We start from the raw sequence: 20418 nt of genomic DNA, 5'->3' as shown, positions 1-20418 counted from the left end.
ATTGATTGCAAAAAAACAAGATTTTCAATAAGTTGCTTATAATCCTAATTATAGTTAGCCTTTCATAAGTAGCGATGCAACAAAGCCATCCCAGTGTCAGCTACTTTCATGACACCATTTGCTGTGCAGTTTACCTTCAAAAATGAATGTTCGTACAGCTATGGAATGAATCGCGGTATGACGTAGCTTCGCTATAGGCAATGAAGGAAATATTAACTATACTTCTTTTTACCATTGTTTATATTTCCTATTCACATATATTAATATTTTACTCACTTAAAGTAAGCTAACTACCGTTATTAATATTTTTGTAATAAAAATTGTATATGGTGCATGTAATCAAATTAAGAGGAAGATTGTGGAAATTACGCCATCAATAAAAAAAGAATTGAAGCAAAGTACTCTATATGTTTGCCTAGAAAAATGCAAAAGTGCATTTTGGTTTATCTTTTGGTTTAGTGCGGGAATCAATTTATTAATGTTATTCCTACCACTTTATACCTCTCAAGTGCTTGATCGGGTGATATCGAGCGAAAGTGTATCAACACTAACTATGCTGACAATTATCACTTTATCTGCATTTGCATGTTCTGCAATGCTTGAAACTTGTCGATATTTAGCCATGGCAAAAATAGGTGATTGGATCGATAAAACTGCAACACCAGATCTGATAGTAAGGTCAATCAGGCTAACGTCAGTGCAGAGCTCAACTTCAAGTGGTGAAGCAATACGAGATCTCGGAGTGATAAAAAATTTCATTACAGGAAATGGTATATTCTCACTGTTTGATACTCCATGGTCGTTAATTTACCTTGTTGTGATTTTCATGATACATACCTCCACGGGGTTTATAGCTATTACTGGAATTATTATATTAGTCTCTATGGCAATATGGAATGAACTTGCCACCAAACGAATATTACAAGAAACCAACGAAGAAACTATACGGAATATCAATGCTATAGATGTTGCAACAAGAAATGCAGAAGTGGTTGAAGCTATGGGCATGTCAGAATTCATAGTCTCTGATTGGTGTAAACGAAATGATCAGAACCGAGCAATGCAAATTAAAGCACAAAATCGCTCTAATGTAATTACTGGAATCACTAAATTTTTGCGCTCAACTCTGCAAATATCAGTAATTGGAACAGGTGCATTACTTGCAATCACAGCTCATAAGACTGCCGGTAGCATCATCGCTGCTTCAATTTTAATGGGTAGAGTATTAGCACCATTTGACGCTGCGGTTCATACTTGGAAGTTTTTAAATCAGGCTAGAATGTCATATGGAAGGCTACAAAGACTTATATTAACATCGCCAAAAAGAGAGCAAACGATGGCTCTACCAGAACCTGAAGGAAAATTGGAATTTGATAGAGTATTTTTTACTCCTTATGGAAGCAATAAGCCAACAGTAAAAGGAATATCATTCATTATAGATCCTGGAGATGTAGTTGGTGTTATTGGTGCAAGTGCTTCTGGTAAATCCACTATCGCAAAATTAACTGTTGGTGTATGGAAGCCAATATCTGGTGTAGTCAGACTAGATGGCGCTGATGTATATACTTGGAATCGAGAAAATTTTGGTAATTATGTTGGCTACTTACCTCAGGATATTGAGTTATTTAACACTAGTGTCAAAGCTAATATTGCTCGCATGAGGCCAGATCCAAATCCTGAAGAAATAATCAAAGCAGCAAAAATTGCAGGAATACATGAACTAATACTAAGCTTACCAAATGGATATGATACAACAATAGGAGGTCCTGGAGGAGTAACGCTCTCTGGCGGCCAAAAACAGCTTCTTGGACTTGCCAGAGCTTTTTATGGTCACACAAAACTTTTAGTACTTGATGAACCAAACGCTAACTTAGATAGCAATGGAGAGGCATGCTTAATTAATGCAATTGGCATTGCAAGAAAACAAAATACTACTACTGTTATCATCACTCACAAGCTACCGTTATTGTCCGTAGTTGATAAGGTGATCCTCATGTCAGATGGTATCATTTACGCTATGGGACCAAAAGATGAGATTTTGAGCAAATTAGTTGCTCCATCATCAAGTACCACAGAAGATGAGCGCTCTTCAGCAAATGGTTAGTTTACTTACAATAAATTCTGTATCTGAAATAACAACTGTTCCAGAAAAATATATATTTCTTTACCATTAGAAATAATATTACAAGAATAGTAAATAGATTAATAACTCTTATTAATTAAAGTCAATCGGCAGATATAGCTAAAGTGGCTTAGGTTTACCTACAATTTGAAAAACAACAAATTCGTCTTAATGAATTTTCTTAATTTGCTATCTAAATAACTTAATATTAGTGGTAATTTTATAAAAAAATTATAATATAAATAATGTTGCTGCGAAAATTTATAACAATATTTCCCTCTAACGTTTAATGAATTTCAATAAATTGCCTTTTTAATTCTAGATAAGTATATGCTTTGTTAATATGTTTAGTTCAAAATCCAAAAGTAAGTTTATGCTTTCTATTGGAGAAGAAGGCATAATGTTACTATATTTTAAAAATAATACTTTAAATAAAAGGTATTTTGTTAAGGGCAAAAACGATAAAGCAGTTTCCGATTTAATTTCATGTCTTTCGTCAGATAAAAAAGCACCTTTATACCTGGTGCTTAATCATGCAGATCAAAATTACTCGCTACAGTTTATTACAAGGGCAAACAAGATTAGTGCCTATCTATCAGCAAAAACAAAGATGGAGCATTTTTCTCGTAATAATGACATAAGTTCAGTTTTTTTGGTTGAGAAGCCAAACAAATTCAATCAAAACTGGTGCTATCTTCTTGTTTCATCAAAAGCAAAGCATTTAGTAGAATATTGGTTGAATGTGTTTATTGAGATAGGCTCCAACTTTAAGGGAATATTAATGTTTCCTATAGAAATAAGTAATATAACAAAAAAGATTCTACATAAAGATCCTAATAATTGGAAAATTATAGTTGCTGCAACTAAAACGGGAGGCTATAGACAAGTGGTTCTTAAAGAGAATAAAATGGTATTTACGCGCTTAACATCATTTACTAATGATAATTTACCAGGAATTATCGCTGGTGGAATATATCAGGAAGTGCAAGATACTATTCGATCCTTAACTAAGTTTGGGTTTGAAAAAAATAACCCTATCGACCTTTGTATCATAGTGTCAGAAGATATCAAAGCTAGTTTATCAGTCATAAATTTTTCAGAGAACAGTGTGAACATATTAACTCCATATGAGTTAGGCAAACTATTAGGAGCAGAACTAGCTATAAGTGAAAAAGATAACTTTTGCGATACCATAATTTTGTTTCATAGCTTTAAGAATAAATTAGCAGTTATTTTTAATACAAAGGAAACTAAAGAATTTTATCTATTCAATTACCTTTATTTAAACTCTCCTCGAATTTTTCTATACTTCGCCCTGGTTTTAGTTATAACAAACACCCTTTGTTTGCTAAATTTGTATTCAAATTTCAATGTCGCTGATAATTTATCAGCAAAGCAGAACACCTTAAATAACCAATTAACAAAACTTAGCCAAAGCTATAATGTAAAAAAAATAGATGAAATTTATGATTTTATTAATATCAATAATATTTTATCAAAAATAGAATACTCTCCTCTTACACAAGTTAAGTATGTAGAAAAGTTAAAAATACCAGGTATAGAGCTTCGATCATTTGAATGGAATTATAATGAGGCAAAAAGTTATATTACCACAACTTTAAAGTTTAATTTTCAATCCGGTAAAAATATTTCTCATCAATACGAGAAACTACGAAAAAATTTAAACGATAATTTTCGTACCTATGACATTAATACTTCTAGCTTACCTGCTGCTAAAGAGCAAAATCTATCTATTGATGTTGAAATAGGAGAGGCAATGTAGATTAATGACTATCTCTCAATTAAAAAGAAAAGCTACAATTCAGTTTATATCGTATTTGTTATTATCTGTTGGATTAATAGGGTTATTAACATATGTTGTTATCTATAACGAAAAGATTTATAATAAAAACCAAATTGCGATTGATAAAATACGTTCTATTAATTTACAGATTACTGGAATTCAAAAAAAGGAAGTTGTTCTAAATAAAAACCTAGATTTATGGAAAAAAATTTCCTCTTCAAATTTACATAGTAGCAGATACATTGCAAATTTAAATTTCGAGCTTAGCGAGTTATATAAAAAGTACTATATATTAGAACCTGAAATATCAATTTCTATACCCGAAGAAGTTGAGCTCCACAACAAAAGTGAACGCACAAAAGTAATAAAAAGTGAAGTGATCCTAAATTTAAGCTCAATCAGCGATAAGCATATTTTTTTATTTCTACAGTCTATTCCAAATCTGCCAGGTTATGTTATGATCAAATCTCTTATTTTAAATAAGCAGAGAAATATTGATGCTGCAACTATGAATCAGATTTTGAATGGTAATATGATAGAGATAGTGAGAGCTAATATAGTCTTTGATTGGTATACTATATTAAGTAGATAAGGTGATGAACATAAAGCTGTTTTTTATTTTTACGCTACTCATTTCCAATGTTAATGCATATTGCAGTTGTGAAGATATCATAGAAAGCATAGAAATTTGTAAGGAGTATTCTTGCCGACAATATATTGGCAATGAAGATTTTATTGAGCATAAAATATTAGGATTAAATAGTGGAAATTTATGCGTATATATAGAAAAACAAGGTAATGATGAAATGGTTTGTCATCATTCTCAGTATGGAATGATGATAGAAAAAAGATATTTTGAAAGTATTCTTAAAGTTGGCAATCAAGAAATCGACAATTTTATTGATATAGCAAATTTGCGTGCAAAAGAGTGTTTCTTTATCAACAATCAAAAACTAAGCTATACAGATCGGGACGATATAATAAGAGAAGCAGTGGAAAGTGACTTTGACGTTTTGTCACAATATAGTAACGTAAAAAGCATTTTTTTTGATGAAGAGCCAGTTAATAGAATGGTCAATGAAATGGAAAAGTTCAATTTACGATCTTCAAGAGCTGCAAAAGAGGAGGTATCAGATAATTTCAACGGTAAGGTAGTGAGTTTAGACTCAATTTTATATCTTTCTCCCGATACATGGAAAATATGGGTAAATGGAAAACTGTTTATAAATACTAAGGATTTAAAAGTGCACTCAGTCACTGAAAATTATGTAACTTTTGTATGGACCGTAGATCAAAAAGCAATAAAAAAGCATGCGAATGATTCTCAAAATGTATATTTTGGATATGGGAGTATTATGTTTACGCTTTATCCAAAACAAAAATTTGACTTGGATGGCTTATCTATTAAATAACTTAAATATATATGCGCTTGTAGCTCAGTTGGATAGAGCGTTGCCCTCCGGAGGCAAAGGCCGTGGGTTCGAATCCCTCCAAGCGCACTTTTAATTAAATTTGACAATAGTATTTTCACATAAGATAATAAAAGGATTTATTTAGAGCATAATTATGTCTGGTGGTACCATAAACAAAGTCATACTAGTTGGTAATTTAGGAAAAGATCCTGAAATTAGGACTACACAAAATGGAAAAGAAATGGCAAGTTTTTCAATAGCCACGTCTGAAAGTTGGACTGACAAACTTTCCGGTATGCGCTCTGAAAAGACAGAGTGGCATAATATCGTAATTTTTAGTGAAGGATTAGTAAAAATCGTCAAAGATTTTGCACGTAAAGGCAGTAAAGTTTATGTTGAAGGTTCTTTGAGAACTAGAAAATGGACTGACCAAAACGGTGGTGAAAGATACACAACAGAGGTGGTTCTATATAATTTTAATAGCGCTCTTACTCTCTTGGATTCACGAAATAGTGCGCCAAATTCTGATTACAAGCCAAGTGAATACAAACAAGGTGAAACAGAACAAAAAGATAAACACGAAAGTTTTGACAACGATATAAAAGAGGAACTACTCGACGATGAAATACCATTTTAACAATTTAAATTGAAATCTACATTTTTATGGACTGCTTGTGTTACTCCTTTTAATTGCAATGGAGATAGTATAGATTATAGCAGTTTGCAGCGTTTACTGACAATGCAAGTTAAAGCTGAAAATGGCGTAGTGTTGCTGGGTAGCACAGGTGAGAGCCTATCGCTTACTGATTCTGAAAAGCGTACATTAGTTGAATTCGTATGTAAGCTAAAATTAAATACGAAAATTATAATTGGCGTACCAGGAGTGAATCTATATCAGACTCTTGAATGGCTTGATTTTTGCAAGGGTATGCCTATTCATGGCTATCTAATGACAACTCCCATTTATGCAAAGCCCGGAATTATGGGGCAGACTTTATGGTTTGAAAAGCTGCTTGAGAAAGCACATGTGCCGGTTATGTTTTACAATATTCCATCAAGAGCAGGAATAAATCTTCACGCTGAAACTGTACGCAACTTATCCAGCCACGAAAAATTTTGGGCTATCAAAGATTCAAGTGGCACTGTTGATACTTTAGCTCAGTATAAGAAAGTTGCACCAAATATTGAGGTCTTTTGTGGAGATGATAATATGATATCCGATATGGCCGCTTATGGTGCGGCTGGCCTGGTTTCCGTTGCTTCCAATGTTTGGCCATATGTAGCACATGAATATGTTAAGAAGTGCCTCAATGGCAGGAACCCTCAGGCAGATATCTGGCAACAGGCTTGCGAAGCCCTATTTATTGCCAGCAACCCAATACCCACTAAAGCACTTTTGCATGATATTGGGCTCATAGAACATCAAACTGTCCGCCTACCGCTCAGCACAGAAGACTTGCCTTCTGTTGAAAAATTGAGGCAAGTCAATAAAATGATTCTTGGATGGAAAGAATTGGCTACTCTCTAAATAGTCTTGCAACTTTGATTTAATATACAATCCAAGTTTCATTTGAACACTCCCAAACTTATCACTTTATGCCACTGGTCTTCATCTAAAATTTCTACACCTAATTCCACTGCCTTTTTATATTTGGATCCTGGTTTTTCTCCTGCAATTAGGTAGTCAGTTTTAGCAGAAAGATGTGAGCTGACCTTTGCTCCCAGAGTTTTGGCTCTTACTTTTGCCTCTCCTCTACTCATAGCAAGTAGCTTACCAGTAAACACTATAATTTTATTATTTAAAACAGAGTTACTAGAGTTGGAGCTCACAGGAAGAATTTGAAGACAAGCAGTAAGATCATTTAACATTTTGATGTTATGTTCCTTAGAAAAAAATGATTCCAAAGATTCAGCCCCTTTTTTTCCTATGCCATCTATACCTACTAGCTCAGTATTATCTAATGACAGTTCAATCATCGAATTATACCAGTTATTATAAGAAACATAATAATCTGCAAGCAATTCTGCTGCAACTTGGCCAATAAATCTAATACCTAAAGAAAATATAAACCTATCTAGAGTTATTACCCTTCTGCTTTGTATAGAATTTAACAAATTAGCTATAGATTTCTCGCCCCAACCAGACTGTTCTTCCAGATTAAATTCATCCAATCTTTCTTCTAAAGTAAAAATATCATGGATTTGTTTTATCAGACCAAGGTCGTAAAAAAACTCTATCTGCTTATCACCAAGGCCAACAATGTCAAATGCATCTTTCGATACAAAATGCTTTAGTTTTTCTATCATTTGAGCTTTACAGGCAAATTCCTCAGGACATCTTACTGCTGCCTCTCCCTCAACCTGACGTACTTTACTACCACATTCAGGGCATACTTCAGGAAACACAAATTCAGGTGTATTTGGAAGACGAGAATCTCTGCTTACTTCAACGATCTGGGGAATTACATCACCTGCCCTTTTGATTGTTACAATATCTCCCTCTCTTATGTCTTTACGTTTTATCTCATCTTGGTTATGCAGACTTGCTCTACTAACTAGCACCCCACCAACATTGACTGGCACTAAATCTGCAACTGGAGTTAAAACCCCTGTTCTGCCCACCTGTATAAATATCTTGTTTAACTTTGTTTTTGCATAAACCGCAGAAAACTTGTATGCAAGTGCTGAGCGCGGTGCTTTGTGAGTATTCCCTAGACGATTTTGTAGTACCAAATCATTTACTTTATAGACTATTCCATCAATATCATAATCCAAGTTATAGCGACAGTTATAGACTTCATTATAGAACTTCAGCATTCCATCTAAACTACTCGTTAAGGACTGATGCTCATTTACGCAAAAACCAAGTGCCTCAAGCTTATTTAGTACCTCACTTTGACTTTTCTCTGCTCCACCAATCAAAGAATAAGCAAAATATCTAAGAGGTCTGCTTGCTGTAATGTTTGCATCCAATTGCTTTAGAGAACCAGCGGCTGCATTTCGAGGATTGGCAAATTCATCGTTTTCATTTAACTTTAAAAAGTCGCTGTTACTGATGTATATTTCACCTCTTACTTCTAGTCTTCCTTGCACACCTTGCAAAAACTTAGGAAAGCCTTTTATTGTTGCAACATTGTGAGTGACATCTTCCCCTACAAAACCATCACCTCGAGTTGCAGCTTTAACAAATCTTCCATCCTCATAAATTGCAGAAAACGACAACCCATCAATTTTTGGTTCACATAATATCTCTATTTTGTCCTCAATTAAAAACCTCTTTATTTTAGACAAAAATTTCTCTACACCTTGTTCATCATAAGCATTCTCAAGGGAAAGCATAGGTTCTTGATGTTCCACCTTAGAAAACCTCTCATCAGGTGGAGCACCAACACTATCTTGTGTTGCATAAATTTCTGGCTCTATTTCAGCTAACTTTTTCTTCAGTTCATCATATTCAGCATCACTTATTTCTGGCTTATTTTTTTGGTGATACAAAACATTATGATAATTTATTTGATCTTGCAGTTTTTCTCTCATCTTTTCTAAGTTAGTCATGATACCAATATAATGCTACATTAGCCTTTGTCGTCAAGCTGTGAATTTTCTTGAATTTATCATATGGTCTTAATCCATCAAATATCAAAGGTGCCACAATGCTATAGCCATACTTATTCTTCTCTTGCTCAATTGTATTAGCAGATCTCGCTTGCTCTAGCCATATATTTATATAAAATTAAAATAAATTAGAGTAAACAATATTGCTATTTAAATGCTAACAAGATTCGCTCCAAGCCCAACTGGCTACCTCCACGTAGGAAACGTACGAACTGCCTTGGTTTGTTGGATGTACACACGCAATCAAAACGGAAAATTTTTACTCCGTTTTGATGATACTGACCTTCAGCGTTCAGATGTCAAATATATAAATGATATCATAGAAGACCTAAAATGGATTGGCATAGATTGGGATGCAAGTTTTAAGCAATCAGAGCGCTTTGAGCGTTACAATGAGGTGTTTTTGCAGTTAATAAAAGAAGGGCATATTTATGCATGCTATGAAACAAGAGAAGAGTTAGACATTAAACGAAAATTGCAGTTAAAACAAGGATTTCCCCCGGTATATGACAGAAGCGCGTTACTTCTAACTGAGCAAGAGAAAATTCGTTATGAGCAAGAAGGACGAAGACCACATTTTAGATTTAAATTGGATAGAAATGAAGTTGTAAAATGGAATGATGAAGTTAAAGGTGAAATAAATATTGCAACCAGTAGCGTCAGCGACCCTGTGGTAAAAAGAGAAGATGGAATTTACACATACATGTTACCTTCTGTTACTGATGATGTTGACTTTAATGTAACTCATATTGTACGCGGGGAAGATCATGTAACTAATACCGCAGTGCAAATCCAAATGATTAAAGCATTAAAAGCGAAAATCCCTACATTTGCTCACCTGCCTTTGCTACATTTTGATGATAGCAAGATATCGAAACGGAAAGGCGGGCTGGATATCAAATCTATAAAAGAAGATGAAATTGAACCGATGGCACTAGTTAGTTATTTAGTGAAGCTTGGAACATCCAATCCAATTGAAGCTTGCGCCTGTATGCAATCTTTGATTGATTCATTTGACATTAAAAAATTTAGCTCAGCATCTGCACAATTCAGCTTGAGTGAAATGTATAAGCTAAATAGCAAAGTGCTGCAACAAATGCTATTTGAAATGGTGCAAGACCGTTTAAATCAAATTGGAGTGGGCTCCTCAGAGTTTTGGTATTTTATAAGGAACAATATAGAAAGGTTTTCTGAGGTGGCCAAGTGGTGGAAAATATGCAAATCTGATATAGAGCCTGTGATTCTTGATAAGGAGCTTATAAAAATTGCGTTCAATGCATTGCCCCAAGGTGATTGTAATGAAAACACGTTGTCAGAATGGGTCAAAACTATTCGACAAACAGTGGATATAAAGGCAAAAAACCTATTTACGCAGTTGCGTTCAGCTTTAACAGGAACAGAAACAGGACCAGAGCTCGCTAAACTATTAATTTTTATCGGCAAAGAAAATATCATTGCAAGGTTAAAAGAAAAGTGAAAACTAAAGAATTATAGCTAATGCAATCCCTACGTCATACCGCGATTCATTCGCGGTATCTCTTAGCCGCTAACAAGAGATCCCGCTAACAAGTAGCGGGATGACGGTTGTCGTTTAGCTACAAACGTTAAGAAATTTACCAAATGAAAAAAAAGGCAAAAGAAGCCCCGTGGTTATTATCCGCTTTAAAATATTGGCGTTTTTTATGTTTTAAACGCTTGACAAGCGAGATTAAGCCGCTTTTAATTGCAACTAACTTACGCTGCAAATGTTTAAGAAATTTACTAAGCAGAAAAAAAGACAAAGAATCCCAGAGTTAGCTAGTCTTTTACTATCTCTGTCGAGTATTGGCATTTTTTGATGTCTTGTAACGCTTTATAAGCGCGTTCAGCTTATTTAGATAAAAATCTAGATGTAGATGAAGTTTTGTAAAGACATACAGTATCTATATACTGCAAAAAATTGAACATAAGACGCCGATACATTAAGTAACCCTTACCTTTTAATCTGCAGATTGGCGAAAGCAAATACAATAGCTTCACTATCATGATAAGGGAGCTGGCGGAGTTTGTCAAGTAAGTTTTTGTATTTTAATTTTAGAATTTTATAGGCTTTTGTTCTCATGAAAATTATGTTCTCATGAGTAAATTAATGTTATCCTTTTTTGTTGATCTAAAGTTTTTTATGTTCATACACTTGCGTGTTCATAGTGTTTATTCGCTGCTTGAAAGCTCGGTTAAAATTGAGGAGCTGATCGGCCTTTGTTTGCGAAATAAAATGCCAGCGGTTGCAATTACTGATTCAGGTAACTTGTTTGGCTCACTTGAATTTGCAGAATATGCGGCAAGTAGGGGAATACAGCTAATAATAGGATGCAATATTATAGTTAAACATTCAGAACAAAATTTACCTATATTATTGCTTGCAAAAAATGAGCAAGGGTACACTAATTTAGTCACTTTGGTGAGTGAGTCTTTTAGAAAGCGCAAGAATAACAGCGATATTCCTTACGTTGATTTTGATGAGCTATTGAATTTAAGTACGGGTCTGATCGCTTTAACCGGTGGATGTTTGGCTCAACTATTGTTGGGGCAAGATAAAGAAACGGTTGAAAAACTGCTTTCAGCATTTAATGGTCATTTATATGTTGAATTGCAGCGTCATGGGCTGAATAAAGAGCTAGAGCTTGAAGAAGCTTTGATAGACTTTGCTTATCAGCGCAATATACCACTAGTTGCAACGAACGATGTGTTTTTTCCAAATAGGTCTGACTATGAGGCTTATGATATATTAACGTGTATATCGGAGGGGAGTTATGCCCTGGAGAATAACAGAAAGAAGTTAACTACCGAGCATTACTTCAAGTCTGTGGCAGAAATGGAGGAGCTGTTCAGCGACATTCCCGAAGCAATTCATAACACTTTAGTGATAGCTAAGCGGTGCTCTTACATGCCAAGAAGCAGGCAGCCTATTTTGCCTAAATTTCCTTGTCGAGAAAATAAAACTGAGAATGAAGAACTGAGGGAGCAGGCAGTTGCAGGATTAGAATTCCGTATTGCGAATGAGACAGACATAGACCTTAAACAATACTACGATCGGCTGAATTACGAACTGAGTGTGATAACTTCGATGAACTACGCTGGCTACTTTTTGATAGTTTCTGATTTCATTCGTTGGAGCAAAGCAAATGGCATTCCAGTTGGTCCAGGAAGAGGCTCTGGTGCTGGATCAATTGTTGCTTGGGGCTTGCAGATTACAGACCTTGATCCAATAAAGTTTGGCCTAATATTTGAAAGATTTTTGAATCCTGATCGTGTATCGATGCCTGACTTTGATATCGATTTCTGCCAAGAGAAAAGGGACCTGGTTATTGATTATGTTCAGAAAAAGTACGGTTATGTTGCTCAAATAATCACTTTTGGTAAATTGCAGGCAAGGGCAGTATTGCGTGACGTTGGTAGAGTATTGCAAATGCCTTACTCTCAAGTGGATAAAATATCTAAAATGGTTCCATTTAATCCAGTAAATCCTGTAACTTTATCACAAGCGATAGAGTTTGATCAAAACCTGCAGAAAGAGCGGGATAGTGATGAGGTAATTGCAAAGCTTCTTGATATATCGCTAAGGCTCGAAGGAATATATCGTCACGTTTCAACTCATGCTGCTGGAATTGTAATATGTGATCAAAAGTTGGAAAATTTTGTTCCTGTGTACTATGATCCAAATTCGGCTTTGCCAATCACTCAATACAGCATGAAATATGTGGAGAAAGCTGGGCTAATAAAATTTGATTTTCTTGGGCTTGGTACGCTAACGCTAATAGATCATGTATGTCGTTTAATTAATCGTGATGGAAAAAAGATTGATATTTCTTCAGTTCCTTTAAATGACCAAAAAACCTATGAGATACTCTCAAGCGGTGATTCAATTGGAGTGTTTCAGCTTGAAAGTTCGGGAATGAGAGAAGCTTTAATTAAACTAAAACCGGACTGCATTGAAGATATTATCGCTTTAATTTCCCTTTATCGTCCAGGACCTATGGATAACATTCCAACTTATGTTGCAAGAAAACACGGACTTGAAAAGCCAGATTATATTCATCCGTTACTTGAGGAAGTATTAAAAGAGACATTTGGGGTAATAATTTACCAAGAACAAGTGATGGAAATAGCCCGTATTCTTTCCGGGTATAGCTTAGCGGAAGCAGATTTGCTGAGACGTGCTATGGGTAAGAAAATCAAGGAAGAGATGGATAAACAACGTGAACTTTTCATCCAAGGGGCAACGAAGAATGGCGTTGATTACGACAGGGCAAGTTATATCTTTGACCTTGTTGCAAAATTTGCTGGTTATGGGTTCAATAAATCTCATGCTGCAGCATATGCGGTGATATCTTATCAAACGGCTTACCTTAAAGCTAATTATCCATTAGAATTTTTTACAGCACTAATGAATCTGAATATTGATGATAGAGATAAACTGAATTTATTTTATCATGCAGCAAAGTTTAGTGGCGTTACCGTTCTTTCACCTGATATAAACAAGTCTCAAGCTGAATTCTCAATAGAGGATGAACGCATACGTTATGGTATTGCTGCCTTGAGGAATGTTGGTTTTTCTATAGCGGAAGGAATAGTGAACGTACGTTCAAGCGCTTGTAAGGACATATGGGAATTCATTCAAAATTCAGGTCATATAATAAATAAGAGAGCGCTAGAAAGCCTGATTAAATCCGGAGCATTCGATAGCGTGCATAAGAACAGAAAGCAGCTATATGAGTCAATGGACACGCTGATTTACTTTGCAAATAAAAACAAACAGGATAGAGAATCAAGTCAAGCTGCTTTGTTTGGTAGTCTTGATGTCCTCAAACCGAAACTTGAGAATGTGGAAGATTTTGATGAAGAGGAAAAATTAGAACATGAGTTATTTTCACTAGGATTTTATTTAACTAATCATCCGCTTGAAAAATTTAGAACTCTTCTGGAAAAGTTAAATATTGGGTTTATCGGAGAAAATAGAACAGCAAAAACTGCTGGGGTAATATTAAATGCACGTATGAGAACTTCAGAGCGTGGAAGGTTTGTTATCCTCACACTTTCTGATCCCCATAACGTTTCTGAAATAGCATTCTATAATAATGAAATAATAGAAGAAAAAAGAGATTTATTTTCACCAGGAACATTTGTGATAATTGATCTTGAAGCTTCGGAAAATACAACAAGATTAGCAGGCAAGGATATATCTGAGTTTACAAAAAGAGTCACTTCTACAATAAAAGAATTAGTTCTCACCACTGAGTGCACGGATTCGCAAAAAGCCGCTATGGAATTAAACACAATATTGAAAGATGAAGGCAGAACCAAAATAATGCTAAAACTTCTTCTCGAAAAACATAAAGTGAGCATCTTATTACCAGGTGCATACTCAATTGCTCCTCAAGTAATTTATGAAATATCTAATTTAAGCTGGATTAAAGGCGTAGAAATTAATACAAATAACTTGCTTATATAAAAAAGCTTTATATAATGAAATATTTAATCGGTATTAAAGGAAGATATAGTGAATCTTTATGAATTTACTTTTATAGCACAACAAGGATTGTTACAGCAAGAAGTAGAGGAGATGGTCCAAGAGCTAGCTGTTTCATTGAAAAATATTAAAGCAGATATTATGTTCCAGCAAATCAGGGATATTCTGAAAAAAGGAAATGACAAGCTTACAAAACAAGAGTTAGAAGTGCGTGCTGAGGACATTAAAGAAAGTCTAGTTGCTTACTCTGATTTCTTGGAAGATCTTACAAAAATTTTATGGGTTGAATTAGAAGAAGATCTTTCAAATTTGAAAGAAGTGAAGTCAAAAATCGATAAAGAGTTGAAAGATGACCTAAAAGATTTAGGAATAACGCAAGATTTTACAAAATTTCTAGGAGGCAGTACTAAAAGTGCGTTTATCCATAACGCAGTAAATGCTTTGAAGAGAAATATTTCAGAACATCTAATAAAGATTTTTCAAGATATTTTGAAAGATTTTAGAATAAACGGTCCAACTCAATCGAGCAAAGCGTTGGAAATGCTTTTGAAAAACATTGAAGCATCAGGATTAATCAAGTATGAACATTGGGGTCTTTTGGATTTTGCATATCACAAAAATAAAATGAAGAGCGGTCATTATTGTATAATGTGCATAAGTTCTACTGCAAGCATTCTGGATGAATTTATGCGTAGAATGAAACTTAATGAGAACGTTATTCGCCACTTTCCTGTGCAGGTTGATAAAATTTTTGAAGGTAAATCTCATATGATGAATAAACAAATTGAGGAGCAAAGCGCATAATGATGAAAAGACGAAATAGTTTTAATAATTCTTACGTATCTGTAAATAATAGGACTGGCTTTAGGCGTTCTAAAGTTTGCCCTCTTGCTGCGTCTAAAGATGAAGACATAGATTATAAGAATATAGATTTATTATCCAAGTTTACCTCTGACTATGGTAGGATATTACCTAGAAGATTAACAGGCGTATGTGCAAAAAAACAAAGGAAGTTACGCTTAGCGATCATAAGGGCACGTTTTTTAGCTCTTATTCCTTACTGTACTAAAAAAATTTAGGTAATTTATGTTGATAATTTTAAAGGAAAATATAAGGACTTTAGGTAAGCTTGGTGAAGTTGTCAAAGTTAAACCAGGTTATGCACGTAATTTTCTTTTTCCACAAAGAAAAGCGGTGAAAGCTACCAAGGAAAATTTAACAAAGCTAGAGGAGCAACGTTTATTACTGGAAGAAGAGAATATAAAAAGATTAAATGTAGCAAAAGAGCTTGCGTTGTCACTACATGATAAGTTTGTGGTATTAATAAAGCAAGCTTCAGAGGATGGTAAAATTTTTGGTTCTGTAACAACACGTGAAATTGCGAAAATTTTACTACAAGAAGGACATGTGATAGATCACCGTAGTTTATCTTTTGGTGGAGTAAGCATCAAAAACTTGGGTGAATACCAAGTAAACGTAGAATTACATAGTGAAGTAGTAGTACCAATTACTATATACGTCGTGAAATCCGAAACAGATGCAAATGAGCTAAGGCAAGTAAAATTGCAAAATCAGAAGTCTGAGCAACAAGAGGCAGAGCAAGATGCGAATAAAGAAGCTACTGATGGTGATGATAGCTGATCAAAGATGATCCCTTGTTATAGTCGTAAAGAAATGTCTGCCATGGCTAAGCTGGTGTCATCCCAGTGCTTCCCTCATGTCATCCCAGTGCGTGACACTGGGATCCAGTTTATTTCATCATGGACATTATTTTATGCTTCTAGAATCCGTTGTCCATTGAATAATTTGCAAATACTTTTATATCTGGATTCCAGTGTCACGCACTGGAATGACACCATTATTGGAATAAATCAAGAATGATTCCCCGCTATAGCAGAAAAGAAATGTCTTCCATTTGGGAGGAAAATAATAAATTTAATATATGGCTTAAAATAGAAAAATTAGCGTGTGAAGCTCAAGCAAAGTTAGGAGTGATTCCGAATAATATTGCTGAGAACCTCTCTGGTGCTATTGAATTTGATGTTGAATGTATCAACGAAATTGAATCCATTGTAAAACATGATGTTATAGCTTTTCTGACATATATTGCTAAAAAAGCGGGAGTTGATGTTCGTTATCTTCATTATGGAATGACAAGTTCTGATGTTTTGGATACATGCCTTGCGGTGCAACTGAAAGAGTCCTGTGATATTTTGCTCGAGAATCTAAAAAATTTACTTGCAGCATTGAAAAAAAAAGCTGAGGACTATAAAGATATTGTTTGTGTTGGACGCAGTCACGGAATGCATGCAGAACCAACAACTCTTGGAATAAAATTTGCCAGATTTTATGCTGAATTTAAACGCAATTATCAGAGATTAATGAGCGCGCAAAAAGAGATCTCAATTTGTAAAATATCAGGTGCAGTAGGCAATTTTGCAAATGTTGATCCGTTTGTTGAAGAATATGTAGCGAAAGAAATGGGACTCATACCTGAAACCATATCATCTCAAATCATTCCTCGTGATAGACATGCCATGTTCTTTTCAGTTTTGGGAGTAATTGCAAGTTCAATAGAAAATGTTGCTGTTGAAATTCGTCATTTGCAAAGAACTGAAATCGGCGAAATTTCTGAGCATTTTTCCACTGGGCAGAAGGGAAGCTCTGCTATGCCACACAAATGTAATCCTATTTTAAGTGAAAATCTGACTGGACTCTCACGTTTAATACGCAGTTATGTTTTTCCTGCGTTAGAAAATGTTGCATTGTGGCACGAACGTGATATATCACACTCGTCTGTGGAAAGATGCATTGCTCCTGATGCTTGTATAACAATGGATTTTGCTTTAGTGCGATTAACAGATTTGATAGATAAATTGGTGATCAATAAGGAAAACATTGAAAAGAACTTAAATTCTTCAAAAGGTTTAGTTTTCTCACAGCGTGTATTGCTTGAGTTAGTAAATAGTGGTTTGGCGAGGGAAGAGGCGTATAAAATTGTTCAGAGCAATGCAATGAAAGTGAAACAAAACAACAGTGATTTTCTGGCCGAATTGAAACAAGATAAACCCTTACTTAAGGTTATTAACTCGGAAAAACTTGAATCTTTGTTTGATTTGAAGTATTATACGAAACATATAGATCGTGTGTATAATAAGGTTTTTAATTAGGCTGAGTAGCTCAGTTGGTAGAGCAGGAGGATCATAATCTCTTGGTCGGGGGTTCAAGTCCCTCCTCAGCCACTCGAACTAAACTATGTTTAGCAAAGCAGTGCTATTGGTGAAACCCAGTGTCAGTTACTTGGAATGAGTTGTATATCCACTCAGGTGAGGAGACAATGGATAAGAGATTGTGAAAAGGGTTTAGCTTTTGGCCTATGATCTCTTTAAATGACAGAATTTCACTACAAAACTTAACTTTCTTCTATGCAGTTAGCTAAGTCAAGAAAGGTGAATCTATCTCTTGTTGTAAACGCAAGATCGACCACTTTACAATATTGTTCTTTATTCCAACTGAGGTGCTCTGGTAAGTGTGGAATTGATAGATCTTCAAATATTTTTTGCAGGTGTTTTGCAGGTAGTAAATTTTGCTTAATTAAACTGGAAATATTATGCCATTCTTTACAAATAATCTCTTGGATTTTTTGCTGCATAATTTGCTTCTGTTCAAAAGTTCTTACAAATTCGATATTATCAAAGTACTGAGTTATATGTTTTACATCTAAAGTGGTCGGTTTGATAATCGGGTTTTGTATTGATAATATCTTTTCCTGTAAATTAGCCATAGTAATCGTTGTGACAGCAATTTTTTCACCATGTAGTGAGGAATAATCTTTTGTTACCATTTCCATTGCGTGAGCTATCATATGCTCTCCTTGGCTTGCAGAATAGCTGCCTTTTGACATCACCATTCCAAGTCCTGAAATTAGTAGAACTTCCATAAGTAATAGGACCTCTTTTCCACTTCTTTTAGTAAGCGCCGTATATTCTCTTAGCAAAATTTGCTCCAAATCGTGAACAAGTGTAAAAGGTAATTCATTGTATTCTGTGCTAAGCAACAAATGAGATAGTAGCCAGTCAGCCTGAACTGTTGAACGACAAATGAAATCTGCAAATCCGCTTAATGTGAGGCGCAGTGGCGCATTGGCAAGTATGTCTATATCTATATATATTGCTCTTGGAAGATGTGCTTTGAACGATTTTTTATATCCATTTACTAATATTGAAGCATTTGCGGATGTATATCCATTCATAGAAGCGGCTGTTGGAAAGGATATATAATCTTTTTTCTCGAGGTAGCTTGCATATTTGCAGATATCGTTAACGGTGCCGCTACCAAATGCAACTATTAAGTCACTGTCTTTTACTTTGTTTCTCACTAGATTTACGGTTTCAAGAGAGGCAGCTCTGCTTGGTGTCATTTCTCTACTTGATGTCATCCCAGCGCGTGACACTGGAATGGCAGGTGGGGTTGGAATAATTAAATGAGAAATTTTATTAAATACGTTTTTGTTTAAAAGTTTTGCTGTATTTTCATCTGCAACTAGAAAGATGTCATTTCCGTGTTGTGTGCATATTTCATAGATATCATCAGCAAGGTGGTAATCTGTTATTACTTCCCTTAGAAAAGTTTGTTCGGTTTGATGTAATATTTGTTTTAAATAGTGCATAGAGTGTTTACAATATAGCAGTATAAGTATTTTAAGATTGACATGAAAATTGACCCTGTAGAGCTAACTAGGAAATTGATCTCTTTTGAGAGTATAACACCAGAAGACAGCGGGGCAATAGAGTATATAGCAACAATCTTCAAGAAGAGCGGCTTTGATTGTGAGATTTTAGAATTTGGTGATAAAGTTAAAAATCTTTATGCGAAATATATAAATGGAGTACCAAATTTGTGCTTTGCTGGGCACGTTGATGTTGTACCACCGGGTCAGTTAAAAGATTGGGCATTTGGTCCATTTAAACCAGAAGTGAGGGATGGAATGCTATATGGAAGAGGGGCCGCTGATATGAAAAGCGGAGTAGCTGCATTTATTGCTGCTATGGTAAATTTGATTGCAGAGAAGTTTCAATTTAATGGTTCAATAAGTGCATTGATTACCAGTGCTGAAGAAAGCATGGAAGAATATGGAACAAAGGCAGTTTTGGAATGGATGAAAAATAAGCAGCAAAAGATAGATTTTTGTGTGGTTGGCGAACCAACCAGTAGTGAGAAATTAGGTGATACCATAAAAATAGGCAGAAGAGGTTCTGTAACATTTGAATTAATTTGCCATGGAAAACAAGGGCACGTTGCCTACCCAGACCTAGCAGACAATCCAATATATAAGGTAATATCGATATTGAGTAAGGTAAAAAATACTACTTTTGATCATGGTAATAAATATTTTCAGCCTTCACATTGCGAAGTTACTACTATCGATGTTGGAAATAATACTAGCAATCTAATACCTGGCTCAGCAACTACACGTTTTAACATTCGATATAACAATGAACAAACACCGGGTGGCTTATATAAGCTGATTGATGAAATATGCTCCAGTGTAACTAACGATTATAAACTTTCTATGCATAGCAGCAGGGACGTTTTCCTCTCTACTCCCGATAGAAATACTGATATTATGCTTGATGCAATAAGTAAGGTTACCAACATTGATGCTATACTTAGCACAAGTGGTGGCACATCTGACGCTGCGTTTATCAAAGATGTTTGTCCAGTGATTGAATTTGGTATAATCAACAAAACTGCACATCAGATAAACGAATGCGTATCAGTAAACGATATACACAAGTTAACAGCTATATATAAGGAATTTATAGAAAATTATTTCAATCCCACTAATAAAATATTGAATCAGGTCAACGTAGTTAGTAATATATCTAGTGGTCCATTGTTAGCTTAGATGTAATCAGATCTCTTGCATAACTGTTGTCTGAATAACAACTGGTGT

16 protein-coding genes and 2 tRNA genes are annotated in these 20418 nt (G+C 34.9%); 16 read left to right on the top strand and 2 right to left on the bottom strand.

The window, feature by feature from the left end:
- Positions 1–358: 358 nt before the first annotated feature.
- The 7 genes from OZD64_RS06380 to dapA all read left to right on the top strand — a co-directional run bounded on the left by OZD64_RS06380 (position 359) and on the right by dapA (position 6866).
- A complete protein-coding gene (locus OZD64_RS06380; protein WP_010962824.1) occupies positions 359–2104 on the top strand; it encodes a type I secretion system permease/ATPase in 1746 nt (581 codons plus the stop codon).
- A gap of 361 nt (positions 2105–2465) precedes the next feature.
- Positions 2466–3905, top strand: coding sequence for a hypothetical protein (locus OZD64_RS06375; protein ID WP_274999538.1), 1440 nt, complete (start codon positions 2466–2468; stop codon positions 3903–3905).
- Between the two features lie 4 nt (positions 3906–3909).
- Entirely contained in the window at positions 3910–4518 is a 609-nt protein-coding gene (locus OZD64_RS06370) for a hypothetical protein (RefSeq protein WP_038199098.1), read from the top strand.
- Between the two features lie 4 nt (positions 4519–4522).
- A complete protein-coding gene (locus OZD64_RS06365) occupies positions 4523–5338 on the top strand; it encodes a hypothetical protein (protein WP_038199176.1) in 816 nt (271 codons plus the stop codon).
- A gap of 13 nt (positions 5339–5351) precedes the next feature.
- Positions 5352–5425, top strand: a tRNA-Arg gene (locus OZD64_RS06360).
- A gap of 67 nt (positions 5426–5492) precedes the next feature.
- On the top strand, positions 5493–5975 hold the full coding sequence (gene ssb / locus OZD64_RS06355; RefSeq protein ID WP_274999537.1) for a single-stranded DNA-binding protein: 483 nt from the start codon (positions 5493–5495) through the stop codon (positions 5973–5975).
- 9 nt (positions 5976–5984) lie between these two features.
- Complete coding sequence (dapA, locus tag OZD64_RS06350; protein ID WP_038199100.1) at positions 5985–6866, top strand: 4-hydroxy-tetrahydrodipicolinate synthase; 882 nt, start codon at positions 5985–5987, stop codon at positions 6864–6866.
- A 38-nt stretch (positions 6867–6904) separates the two neighbouring features.
- On the opposite strand, the gene ligA is transcribed toward dapA, so the two are convergent.
- The gene (gene ligA, locus OZD64_RS06345) at positions 6905–8893 is read right to left on the bottom strand and encodes an NAD-dependent DNA ligase LigA (RefSeq protein WP_010962827.1); all 1989 of its coding nucleotides are present in this window, start codon (positions 8891–8893) and stop codon (positions 6905–6907) included.
- A 214-nt stretch (positions 8894–9107) separates the two neighbouring features.
- Here ligA and gltX point away from each other — a divergent pair, with 214 nt between their 5' ends.
- The 8 genes from gltX to OZD64_RS06305 all read left to right on the top strand — a co-directional run bounded on the left by gltX (position 9108) and on the right by OZD64_RS06305 (position 17704).
- The gene (gene gltX / locus OZD64_RS06340; RefSeq protein ID WP_010962828.1) at positions 9108–10430 is read left to right on the top strand and encodes a glutamate--tRNA ligase; all 1323 of its coding nucleotides are present in this window, start codon (positions 9108–9110) and stop codon (positions 10428–10430) included.
- 684 nt (positions 10431–11114) lie between these two features.
- Complete coding sequence (gene dnaE, locus OZD64_RS06335; RefSeq protein ID WP_182282684.1) at positions 11115–14444, top strand: DNA polymerase III subunit alpha; 3330 nt, start codon at positions 11115–11117, stop codon at positions 14442–14444.
- Positions 14445–14492: 48 nt separating this feature from the next.
- Complete coding sequence (locus OZD64_RS06330; protein ID WP_010082465.1) at positions 14493–15266, top strand: 30S ribosomal protein S6; 774 nt, start codon at positions 14493–14495, stop codon at positions 15264–15266.
- Positions 15266–15541, top strand: coding sequence for a 30S ribosomal protein S18 (rpsR, locus tag OZD64_RS06325; RefSeq protein ID WP_274999536.1), 276 nt, complete (start codon positions 15266–15268; stop codon positions 15539–15541). Before OZD64_RS06330 ends, rpsR begins: the two co-directional genes overlap by 1 nt.
- Positions 15542–15548: 7 nt before the next feature.
- The gene (gene rplI / locus OZD64_RS06320; RefSeq protein ID WP_006279792.1) at positions 15549–16103 is read left to right on the top strand and encodes a 50S ribosomal protein L9; all 555 of its coding nucleotides are present in this window, start codon (positions 15549–15551) and stop codon (positions 16101–16103) included.
- A 6-nt stretch (positions 16104–16109) separates the two neighbouring features.
- Positions 16110–16343 (top strand): hypothetical protein, encoded by a 234-nt coding sequence (locus OZD64_RS06315; RefSeq protein WP_080717629.1) that lies wholly within the window; start codon positions 16110–16112, stop codon positions 16341–16343.
- Complete coding sequence (purB, locus tag OZD64_RS06310) at positions 16340–17632, top strand: adenylosuccinate lyase (RefSeq protein ID WP_038199106.1); 1293 nt, start codon at positions 16340–16342, stop codon at positions 17630–17632. Before OZD64_RS06315 ends, purB begins: the two co-directional genes overlap by 4 nt.
- Positions 17632–17704 (top strand) — tRNA-Met (locus tag OZD64_RS06305). The genes purB and OZD64_RS06305 overlap by 1 nt, the downstream gene beginning before the upstream one ends.
- Before the next feature lie 170 nt (positions 17705–17874).
- Here the strand turns inward: OZD64_RS06305 and OZD64_RS06300 are convergent.
- Positions 17875–19131, bottom strand: a complete 1257-nt coding sequence (locus OZD64_RS06300) for an iron-containing alcohol dehydrogenase (RefSeq protein WP_010082501.1) — start codon at positions 19129–19131, stop codon at positions 17875–17877.
- A gap of 42 nt (positions 19132–19173) precedes the next feature.
- On the opposite strand from OZD64_RS06300, the gene dapE reads away from it, so the two are divergent.
- Positions 19174–20370 carry a succinyl-diaminopimelate desuccinylase gene (gene dapE, locus OZD64_RS06295; RefSeq protein WP_038199113.1) on the top strand — a complete coding sequence of 399 codons (1197 nt, stop codon included), beginning with the start codon at positions 19174–19176 and terminating at the stop codon, positions 20368–20370.
- The last annotated feature ends 48 nt before the right edge of the window (positions 20371–20418 follow it).

It is taken from the genome of Wolbachia endosymbiont of Drosophila tristis, from assembly GCF_028981745.1.
Taxonomy (GTDB): Bacteria; Pseudomonadota; Alphaproteobacteria; order Rickettsiales; family Anaplasmataceae; genus Wolbachia; species Wolbachia pipientis.
This window is presented reverse-complemented; position numbering and strand designations above follow the sequence as displayed.

Bases quoted from the DNA above. Each gene is read 5' to 3' on its own strand.
- OZD64_RS06375 (WP_274999538.1), top strand. From the start codon at position 2,466: ATGTTTAGTTCAAAATCCAAAAGTAAGTTTATGCTTTCTATTGGAGAA.
- OZD64_RS06370 (WP_038199098.1), top strand. From the start codon at position 3,910: ATGACTATCTCTCAATTAAAAAGAAAAGCTACAATTCAGTTTATATCG.
- OZD64_RS06365 (WP_038199176.1), top strand. From the start codon at position 4,523: ATGAACATAAAGCTGTTTTTTATTTTTACGCTACTCATTTCCAATGTT.
- ssb (WP_274999537.1), top strand. From the start codon at position 5,493: ATGTCTGGTGGTACCATAAACAAAGTCATACTAGTTGGTAATTTAGGA.
- ligA (WP_010962827.1), bottom strand. From the start codon at position 8,893: ATGACTAACTTAGAAAAGATGAGAGAAAAACTGCAAGATCAAATAAAT.
- gltX (WP_010962828.1), top strand. From the start codon at position 9,108: ATGCTAACAAGATTCGCTCCAAGCCCAACTGGCTACCTCCACGTAGGA.
- dnaE (WP_182282684.1), top strand. From the start codon at position 11,115: ATGTTCATACACTTGCGTGTTCATAGTGTTTATTCGCTGCTTGAAAGC.
- rpsR (WP_274999536.1), top strand. From the start codon at position 15,266: ATGATGAAAAGACGAAATAGTTTTAATAATTCTTACGTATCTGTAAAT.
- rplI (WP_006279792.1), top strand. From the start codon at position 15,549: ATGTTGATAATTTTAAAGGAAAATATAAGGACTTTAGGTAAGCTTGGT.
- OZD64_RS06315 (WP_080717629.1), top strand. From the start codon at position 16,110: ATGATCCCTTGTTATAGTCGTAAAGAAATGTCTGCCATGGCTAAGCTG.
- purB (WP_038199106.1), top strand. From the start codon at position 16,340: ATGATTCCCCGCTATAGCAGAAAAGAAATGTCTTCCATTTGGGAGGAA.
- OZD64_RS06300 (WP_010082501.1), bottom strand. From the start codon at position 19,131: ATGCACTATTTAAAACAAATATTACATCAAACCGAACAAACTTTTCTA.
- dapE (WP_038199113.1), top strand. From the start codon at position 19,174: ATGAAAATTGACCCTGTAGAGCTAACTAGGAAATTGATCTCTTTTGAG.